Annotated in this window: 8 protein-coding genes; 4 read left to right on the forward strand and 4 right to left on the reverse strand. The window is 63.2% G+C overall.

Features of this window, described 5'->3' with window-relative positions; all coding sequences use genetic code 11:
* Together WB785_RS14750 and WB785_RS14755 are read left to right on the forward strand one after the other, a co-directional pair.
* On the forward strand, positions 1–984 hold the full coding sequence (locus WB785_RS14750) for an alpha/beta hydrolase (RefSeq protein WP_424080070.1): 984 nt from the start codon (positions 1–3) through the stop codon (positions 982–984).
* A gap of 48 nt (positions 985–1,032) precedes the next feature.
* Positions 1,033–2,109 (forward strand): hypothetical protein, encoded by a 1,077-nt coding sequence (locus WB785_RS14755; protein ID WP_424080071.1) that lies wholly within the window; start codon positions 1,033–1,035, stop codon positions 2,107–2,109.
* 59 nt (positions 2,110–2,168) lie between these two features.
* Here the strand turns inward: WB785_RS14755 and WB785_RS14760 are convergent, their stop codons facing one another.
* Both WB785_RS14760 and WB785_RS14765 read right to left on the reverse strand, forming a co-directional pair.
* Positions 2,169–2,459: a ferredoxin gene (locus tag WB785_RS14760; protein WP_424080072.1), complete on the reverse strand. Its 291-nt coding sequence runs from the start codon at positions 2,457–2,459 to the stop codon at positions 2,169–2,171.
* Entirely contained in the window at positions 2,459–3,601 is a 1,143-nt protein-coding gene (locus tag WB785_RS14765) for a Rieske 2Fe-2S domain-containing protein (protein ID WP_424080079.1), read from the reverse strand. Before WB785_RS14765 ends, WB785_RS14760 begins: the two co-directional genes overlap by 1 nt.
* Before the next feature lie 94 nt (positions 3,602–3,695).
* On the opposite strand from WB785_RS14765, the gene WB785_RS14770 reads away from it, so the two are divergent.
* The gene (locus tag WB785_RS14770) at positions 3,696–5,405 is read left to right on the forward strand and encodes a 3-ketosteroid-delta-1-dehydrogenase (RefSeq protein WP_424080073.1); all 1,710 of its coding nucleotides are present in this window, start codon (positions 3,696–3,698) and stop codon (positions 5,403–5,405) included.
* Here WB785_RS14770 and WB785_RS14775 read toward each other — a convergent pair whose 3' ends face one another.
* Positions 5,406–6,080, reverse strand: coding sequence for a PadR family transcriptional regulator (locus WB785_RS14775; protein ID WP_424080074.1), 675 nt, complete (start codon positions 6,078–6,080; stop codon positions 5,406–5,408).
* Positions 6,081–6,197: 117 nt separating this feature from the next.
* On the opposite strand from WB785_RS14775, the gene WB785_RS14780 reads away from it, so the two are divergent.
* Positions 6,198–6,776, forward strand: a complete 579-nt coding sequence (locus WB785_RS14780) for a PaaI family thioesterase (RefSeq protein ID WP_424080075.1) — start codon at positions 6,198–6,200, stop codon at positions 6,774–6,776.
* Here the strand turns inward: WB785_RS14780 and WB785_RS14785 are convergent.
* On the reverse strand, positions 6,773–7,683 hold a 911-nt coding region (locus tag WB785_RS14785; protein ID WP_424080076.1), incomplete at its 5' end, for an amidohydrolase family protein. The two genes, WB785_RS14780 and WB785_RS14785, sit on opposite strands and share 4 nt — an antisense overlap.

The raw sequence follows: 7,683 nt of genomic DNA on the forward strand, positions 1-7,683 counted from the left end.
ATGATCGGTCCCACGTTAGATCCCGACGCCGCCGCGCGACTCGCCTCGCTCGGTGACATCCCGCCGATGCGCCAACGGGGCTTGGCTGCGGTGCGCGCCGCGGTCGAGTCCGCACCGCTGCCCGATGACATGCCCGAGATGGCCAGCGTCACCGACGCCGCCGTCTCTGGGCCAGCAGGACCAATTCCAGTCCGGATCTACTGTCCCACCAGCGATTCCACTAGCCCCGTACTGGTGTACTTGCATGGCGGCGGACTTGTCATGGGGTCTAACCACTCGTTCGAACCGCTGGCCCGCAACCTGGCATCCGGGTCGTCAGCCACCGTCGTGGCCGTCGACTACCGGTTGGCCCCCGAGTCGCCGCCGCCCGCGCAGTTCGACGACGCCTACGCCGCGACAGAGTGGGTGGCGCGAAACGCCGACAGCCTCGGGGTCGACGCCGGCCGACTGGCGGTGGTCGGCGACAGTGCAGGCGGTTCGCTGGCGGCGGCAGTCGCGCTGGCCGCGCGCGATCGTGGCGGACCCGCGATCTGTGTGCAGGTGCTGCTGTACCCGGGTCTGGATCGTGACATGACGGCTCCGTCAATCACCGCATTGGCCGATGCGCCGCTGCTCAGCCGCGACGACATCGACTACATGCACGGCCTCGCCGACGGCGATGCCGGCCCGCCCCGCAACCACTACCTCGTGCCGGCCTACGCCTCCGACTTGTCCGCGCTGCCACCGGCAATCGTGGTGACCGCGGCCTGCGATCCGATCCAAGATTGGGGTGAGCGGTACGCGACCAGGCTGCGCGATGCCGGCGTGCAGACCGTTACCACCCGCTACCCCGGGATGTACCACGGGTTCCTGATGCGGTCGGACTTGACCGCACGCGGTCGGCTGGCCATCGCCGAGATCGGGGCGTTGCTGCGGGCGAAGTTCGCCAACCCGCTCCGGTTTGACGTCCCAATCACCGGACATAGCGCAGCCGCAACGCGGTGACGCTGCGCACAATCACACCAACTCAGAAATGGCGGAAGGAGAAAGCTGATGCTCACCGACGAGCGAAGGATGAAGCTTTCCGACGTATTGCGCCCAGTGGCACCGCCTCGCGAGGTCGACAGCGTATACACCGATGACCAACGCGAGCGTCTGCTTGACGTCGTGCGCACCGAGGGCCCGTGGAAGCTGATCATCGCGCAACACTTTGCATCGGCGGACGAACTGATCGCGACCATGAGCGGCGTGTTCCCCGAGGGCTTTACTCCGTCGCTCGACCTGTTCCTCACCCCGACCTTCCGCGGTTACCTGGCCAACTACGGCGCGGCGCTCTATCCGCAACTGCACGACTGCTTTTACAATGCGCGATTCCTGGAGATGGCCAAAGGCTACTGGGATGCCGAATACGCCAAGCCGCAGCTGATGTTGTTCAACATCAATGGGCCGTGCGCCAATCGCGATCCAGGACACCTGGATTCGCCGAGCTTCCGCGGGGTTCGGCATGAGAACGCGCCCACGTGGCTCACCAGCGTGATGGGGAAGTCTGGCCTGTTTCAGGACTACCTGATCAAGATGGCGCAGGTGATCACTTGGTTCTCGTTGGATGGCGGTAGCGGATTCACCTATTGGCCCGACGGGCCACTGCGGGCACCCAAGCGGGTTCTGCCACCGATCAACAATCGCGGCGTGGTGGTGCAAAACGAGATGATGGTGCACCGTGGCGAGGCGAACGGGCGTCTCGATCAACAGATTCCAGCTGGCTTGGCATTCGATACGGTTTTCACCGGTGATCCTGCCGACCGTGACTACTGGCTGTTGAAGAACTGCGACGATGTGATTGCCCGCCACCACACCGACGAACTTCGGTTCCTGGTGCACTGGTCGGCCGAGGTGTTCTCCGACTACGACGAACTGAAGAAGAATATGGACGGCGCCGACGACCTGACCATCGAGCAAGCGATCGACACCATGGTCAAGGACGTCAATGCTCAGGGCGTCAAACTTGCGATGCCTGACGACCCGCTGCACGACCCAGAGTTCATCCGCGCCCTCAATGCGGCCTACGACCTCGGCGGTCCGTCGAGCTATCCGGAAGAGGCACCGATCAGCGCCTTTCAGATGGCTTGATGTAACGAAAGGTGTTGCATGCCAACCGGGAACGGCGGCGCACGCCCCTGGCCCACCGGCTACGTTGCTGCGCCAATCATCTCATCGACCACAGGCAAGTCACCGCGACGGACCGCGTCGACAATCGAGGCGGTCAGCGCGGAACAGCCCAAAAACACACCTCGCCCCGCGTATCCGGGCAAATTCTGCGCGTCACGACGCTCCAGGCATCCGGCAGATGTTCCAGCATTCCATTGCACACTGGTCTGGTTCCAACTGCTCTTTCGCACCAGTACATCAGCGCAGCAGCGCCGGCAGGCCACCGAGACCATCGGACAGTCGGAGAGCCGGTTGTCGATCCGAACGGTCATCAGCTGGTTCCCGCCACTGTCCCGACAGCGAGGTTGGCTTCGACCACCTTCATCCACTCCGCGCGTGGGCTAGTGGTATCAAGTTCATGCTCGAAGCGATCCACCATATCCGGCGTGACATCGCCGATGTCGACGTAAAACTGCTGATACCAACGTCGCAGCTGATAGACAGGTCCGTCCTCCTCGCACAGCAGTGGATTGTCGATGCGCGCCTTGGTCTTCCAGATCGCCACATCCTGTTCGAAGCCCACCTTGACCCAATCACCGAGGGCGGTCGCGGCCTGCATCGCCGCATCTTCGGGCAGGTGCTCGGACTTCTTGACGATGATGCCATATTGCAGCACAAACGAATTCGCATCGATGGGATAATGACAGTTGATCAGCACGGTGTGTTGATCTGCATGCTCGAAGTGGTACGTCAAATCGTCGATCATGAACGACGGTCCGAAATACGACGCGGCCGAAGTCGTGCCGAGCATCCGTGGTTGGCCCTCCGGGTCGGGTATGTCCGGGCGCGGCCCGCTGTTCATATATTGCGTCGCGATGTGGCCTTCGAAGATGTTCTTGAAGTGCGTAGGCATCGACCCGTGCACGTAGAAGAAATGTGCCATATCCACAACGTTGTCGACGATTTCGCGGCAATTGCTGTCGACCACCGTGGTGTACCAATGCCAATCGGTCCACTCGTCGCTGGTGGCGCCCTCGATCCGAGGGATGGTGACATCCGGCGTCGGTGGATTACCTTCCGGATCGTTCCACACGAACAACATGCCGTCTTGCTCTAACGTGGTCCACTTCGCGGTGCGCGCCAGCTTGGGCACCCGCTTGCTGTAGGGCACACGCTTGCAGCGGCCGTCACCGCCCCAGCGCCAGTCATGGAACGGGCACGCGATCTCACTGCCCTTCACGTCGCCCTGGGTGAGATCGCCGCCCATGTGGCGGCAGTAGCCGTCGAGCGCGTTGATCTTGCCGTCCTCGCCTCTGAAGACCACCAGCTTCTGCCCGAACGCGTGCACGGCCTGCGGCTTGCCGTCGCCGAAGTCCTTGGTCAGGCCCAAGCAGTGCCAGCCGCGAGCGAATCGGGAAGGGGCCGAGGTCGCTTCGATCTCCCGAATCTCGTCAGTATTCGACTGCAACGTCATGTCGCTGTTGTACAACCGTTGGCCTGCCTGTGGCACCGACCGTCCCGCTGGCAGGGAGAAAGCGCTCACGGCGCCACATCCACGACCTAATGTCATGTTCGTGACGACTGCCCAACCAGCCACGATCCCCGCCGACATGCCGGTGCACGACACGGTGGTCGACCTCCTCGTCGTGGGCTCCGGCACGGGTATGGCAGCAGCGCTGGCCGCCCACGAATGCGGATTAACGGTGTTGCTCGTGGAGAAGTCGTCCTATGTCGGCGGCTCGACCGCCCGCTCGGGCGGCGCCTTGTGGCTGCCGGCCAGTCCGATCCTCGAGGAGAAGGGCGCCGACGACTCCGTAGAGCGTGCCGAAAAGTATCTGCGGTCGGTAGTGGCGGGTACTGCGCCGGCCGAACGGTCTGCCGGTTATCTGCGCAACGTGACCGGAACCGTTGAGCTGCTGCGGCGCACCACCCCGATACGACTGAGCTGGGCCAAGGACTATTCGGACTACCACCCCGAGGCGCCGGGCGGCACCTCGGCCGGACGCACCTGCGAATGCCGACCCCTGAATTCCGCCATCCTCGGCGAGCACCGAAACCGGCTGCGACCCGGGGTCATGGAGGTCAAGATCCCCATGCCCACCACCACCGCTGACTACCGGTGGATGAACCTGATGGCCCGTATTCCGCGCAAGGGCATACCGACCATCGTCAAGCGACTTTGCCAAGGAGTGGGCGGACTACTACTTGGGCGGCGTTACGTCGCGGGCGGCCAGGCGCTGACCGCGGGGTTATTCGCCGGTGTTCTACGTGCGGGGATCCCCATTTGGACCGACTCCGAATTGCAGCGCTTGACCACCGATGGCGCACGCGTCACCGGCGCAGTGATGAGTCACGACGGGCGCGAGGTCACCGTCGCTGCGCGTCGCGGCGTGGTGTTGGCCGCCGGTGGGTTCGACCACAGCATGGCTATGCGATGGAAATTTCAGTCGGAGTCCCTCGGCGAGCACATGAGCCTGGGCGCGGACACCAATACCGGTGACGCCATTCACACCGCTCAAGACATCGGCGCCGCAACCGATCTCATGGACCAAGCATGGTGGTTTCCAGCTGTGGCACCGCCCCGGGGCGGTGCACCGTTGGTGTTGCTGGCCGAACGGTCCCTGCCGGGTTCGCTGATCGTCGATCAGCACGGCACCCGGTTCGCCAACGAGGCAATGGATTACATGTCGTTCGGGCAATGCTTGCTAGAGCGGGAACGCTCGGGCAATCCGGTCGAATCCATGTGGATCGTGTTCGATCAGCAGTACCGAAACAGCTATGTCTTTGCCGGCGAGCTATTTCCGCGGATGGCGATCCCACCGGGGTGGTACAAGGCTGGCATTGCCTATCGGTCGGATGACCTCGCTGAACTCGCCCGCAAGATCGGCCTTCCCGAATCTCAGTTCACGGCTACCGTCACGCGATTCAATGAGATGTCCCGAGCCGGGCATGATGTGGAGTTCCACCGCGGCCGTAGTGCTTACGACCGCTATTACGGCGATCCCACCATCACCCCGAACCCCAATCTCCGCGCGCTCGATAGGAAGCCCTTTTATGCGGTGAAGATGGTTCTTAGCGACCTCGGCACCTGTGGCGGTGTGCAAGCCGACGACCGCGCTCGGGTGTTGCGCGAAGACGGCAGTGTCATCGAGGGTTTGTACGCGATCGGGAATACCGCGGCTAATGCGTTCGGAACCACATACCCCGGTGCGGGCGCGACCATCGCCCAGGGACTGGTTTACGGCTACATTGCAGCCCGTCACGCCGCCGGAGCGTGATCAATCGGGTTCGTCCGCGTCGGCCTTCTTTTCGATTTCGTACCAGAATTCCGGTGTGGGCCAAGGGATCTTAGCAGGGCCGCCTTTACCGGGCTGGGGAAAGGCGGCTTCCGCCTCGTCAAGTTCTTTGATCATCTTCAGGGCGAGCTCCCGCTCGTTGGCGTAATACCGCTCGGCCCACTGCAACGCGACGCGGGCGTATGCCCAGGACGGATCGGCACCGGCCCACCGGGCGTCCTTTGCGGCGTTTCGGTGCATCTCGTCGGCATACGCCACGTGTTCCTGCAGCACCTCCTTTAGCCGCGCCGGGTTAGTCAGATGCCCCAGCGTCACCCGCAGCAGCGGGCCATGCTTGAGGGTGGGCGGGTCGACCGGAGCCTCATTCGCCCAATGGGTTACCGCGTTCAACCCGGCTTCAGTGATCTTGTACAGCCTGCGATGGCGGGTGCCGCCCGTGTTCTCGACGCGCGAGGTCACCAGGCCCAGCTTCTCCAGCTTCTTGAGCTCGGAGTAGATCTGGCTGTAAGCCGGGCTGCCGTAGTAAAACCGCATGCTCCAGTCGATCCACTTGCGGATGTCATAGCCGGAGAGCTCATACTCATACGACAGCATGCCGAGCAGCGCCCAGCTGGTCGCCGCAAGATTCGGCTTGCCCGGCGGATTGCTGCCTTCCATTTGCCCAGGTTACAACCCGAGCCACTGGGCTTTCGGCAACTGACCACTGGTCGGGAGACGGCATTGCCGGGCGCGTAAGGCGCGCTGCACACTTTGGCCGTGACATCCAATGGGGAAATGGCGACGCTCCAGTGGCTGTATCGGCCGTTGGCCAATTCGGTGCGTCGCCTCATCGACGCCACAATCAGGACACAAGTCGACGCTGCCTCCCTCATCGCAGCCAAGGAGGAGATCGATTGCATCACTGAGAAATTGACCGCGGCACCGATGCCGCCTTCTTTCGGTGTGCAGCAGACGGGCGACGGCCAAACGGTGGCATGGGGCAACGTCATGATCGGTTTGCGCAATCCGGTCGCCCCTCCCCTGGCGATCAACCACGGAGCCGAGGGGCTGGTGTGGACCGACTTCACCCTCGGCGCCGCCTACGAAGGACCCCCCGGCCACGTGCACGGCGGGGTTTGCGCGATGGTGCTCGATCATGTCCTTGGCGCAACCGCGCACAAACCGGGAATTCCTGCCTATACCGGCACTCTCATCGTTCGGTTTCTGCGGGGCACGCCGCTAGGCCCGCTGCATGCGAAAGCCCGCGTCGACCGGGTGGAGGGGGTCAAAACCTTCGCCATCGGCCATCTTGCCGATGCACAGGGCATCACCGTCGAGGCTGAGGGCGTTTTCATCCACCCACGCGAAAGCTAGCTGCGCGCCGGAGCCAACCGCTTGAGCGCCAGGCCGCCTTCGAACGGCCGGTAACCGAAGGCGGCAGGAGCACGATAACCGGTGTCTTCCAGCGGTGTGTGTACCTCGGCAACCGTTGGCCCGATCTTGGCAGCGACTCCCGACAGCGCATCAAGGTCAAACCGGTATAGTCGACCAGCGTTGCCGCCCAAGATCTTTCGGCATGCATCCTGCGACTTGTCGTGCAATGCCCAGCGGATGGCCAGCTTGGAGTGTGGCGTGAAGCCTTCCTCGTGCGGATAGTCACTACCCCACATGATGTGCTCTGGGCCCATGAAATCGATCATCGCTGCGTCGAACGGCGCTAGCTCGCTGGCGAGGTAGCAGTTTCGCTGAGCGTATTCACTTGGCGTCAAAGTCAACTCGTCGACCGATGACCCGCCGAACATCCCGTAAGTGCGGTTGTGAGCCTCTGTTTTCATGGTGGGCACCATGGCGTCGAGTATGCCGAGTTGCCCTGGCACCCAAAGCGTGCCCTGTTCGGTCGGCACGAATCGCAGCGTCGGGTACCGCTCGAACACCCCGGCGAGGATCAGGTGACCGAGGGTGCGGTTGGCCCAAATCGCCATCTCGGTGATCAACACTGCGTTGGACGCCGGTTGGTCCATCGGCATCTCGGGGCTGCCGGCGCCCGCGTGCTGCACCACAGTCAGGTCCAGATCCGCACAGAGCGCCCAGATCGGTTCGTAGCGAGTGTGGAACAGCGGTGCGACGTTGGGGTCACCGGGTGAGACTGGCGGGATGAGCACGCCGCCGAAGCAGTTCTGCTCGGCACCCCAGCGAATCTCTTCCAGGGCCAGGTCGATGTCGTTAGGAAAGATTTGGATCAATCCGCGGCGTCGGACCGGGGCCAGCGAACAGAAGTCGA

The organism is Mycobacterium sp. (genome assembly GCF_049585075.1).
GTDB lineage: Bacteria > Actinomycetota > Actinomycetes > Mycobacteriales > Mycobacteriaceae > Mycobacterium.

Bases quoted from the DNA above. Each gene is read 5' to 3' on its own strand.
- WB785_RS14750 (WP_424080070.1), top strand. From the start codon at position 1: ATGATCGGTCCCACGTTAGATCCCGACGCCGCCGCGCGACTCGCCTCG.
- WB785_RS14755 (WP_424080071.1), top strand. From the start codon at position 1,033: ATGCTCACCGACGAGCGAAGGATGAAGCTTTCCGACGTATTGCGCCCA.
- WB785_RS14760 (WP_424080072.1), bottom strand. From the start codon at position 2,459: ATGACCGTTCGGATCGACAACCGGCTCTCCGACTGTCCGATGGTCTCG.
- WB785_RS14765 (WP_424080079.1), bottom strand. From the start codon at position 3,601: ATGACGTTGCAGTCGAATACTGACGAGATTCGGGAGATCGAAGCGACC.
- WB785_RS14770 (WP_424080073.1), top strand. From the start codon at position 3,696: ATGTTCGTGACGACTGCCCAACCAGCCACGATCCCCGCCGACATGCCG.
- WB785_RS14775 (WP_424080074.1), bottom strand. From the start codon at position 6,080: ATGGAAGGCAGCAATCCGCCGGGCAAGCCGAATCTTGCGGCGACCAGC.
- WB785_RS14780 (WP_424080075.1), top strand. From the start codon at position 6,198: ATGGCGACGCTCCAGTGGCTGTATCGGCCGTTGGCCAATTCGGTGCGT.